The organism is Arthrobacter cavernae, assembly GCF_017368795.1.
Classification (GTDB): domain Bacteria; phylum Actinomycetota; class Actinomycetes; order Actinomycetales; family Micrococcaceae; genus Arthrobacter; species Arthrobacter cavernae.
The window spans coordinates 1-627 of the sequence record NZ_JAFNLL010000132.1 but is presented as its reverse complement, the minus strand read 5'-3'; the positions used below and the strand labels follow the sequence as shown (position 1 = coordinate 627).

Annotated in this window: 1 protein-coding gene; it reads left to right on the top strand. The window is 62.8% G+C overall.

Translation table 11 applies throughout. The features are described from left to right. The first annotated feature begins 94 nt into the window (after positions 1-94). Positions 95-559 carry a DUF4231 domain-containing protein gene (locus tag J1902_RS19120; protein WP_307794500.1) on the top strand — a complete coding sequence of 155 codons (465 nt, stop codon included), beginning with the start codon at positions 95-97 and terminating at the stop codon, positions 557-559. Positions 560-627 lie beyond the last annotated feature (68 nt).

The window sequence follows — 627 nt, the reverse complement described above, 5'->3', positions numbered from 1 at the left end:
TGTACAGCAGAAACCCCAGGGTTCCCCGCGACCGGGGATGCCCACCAGGAGGCTGAACGATGAATGAGAATGAGGCTGCCTCCCGTGGAACAGGGTGGGAGAAGATGACCAGTTCCCTGCCCGCGCCCGTCGACCCTGCTGCGGCGGATCTTTTGTGGGAGGAATTCCGTGTCCAGTCCGATGGTACGACACGGCCGCCACCCGCAGCCGCTTGGCGTATCAGATCCTCAAATTCCTGGTCCTCGGGGCTGGGGCGGCCGTGACGGTGCTGGCCGCCCTGAGCGCCCCGGCCCCTATCACCGCAAGCGTCGGTGCCGCCATCGTTGTGTTCGAAGGTGCACAGCAGATTGGGCACTTCCACGCCAACTGGATCAACTACCGTGCCACCGCCGAACACATGCGCCAGCACGGATTCTTCTACGCCGCCGGCACAGCGCCGTATAACCACCCGCGCACCCGCCGCGACCGCCTTGCCCAATTCATGCGCGAAACCATAGCCGACGAAAGCGGAGACTGGACCGACACGGCGCGAAAAGCAGGCCGAAACGGGGACCAATAAAGCAGCACATCGGGGCCAGCCACGCTATGACTTCAACTTGGTTTGGTTCTGGCACGAATTTCGTGAAT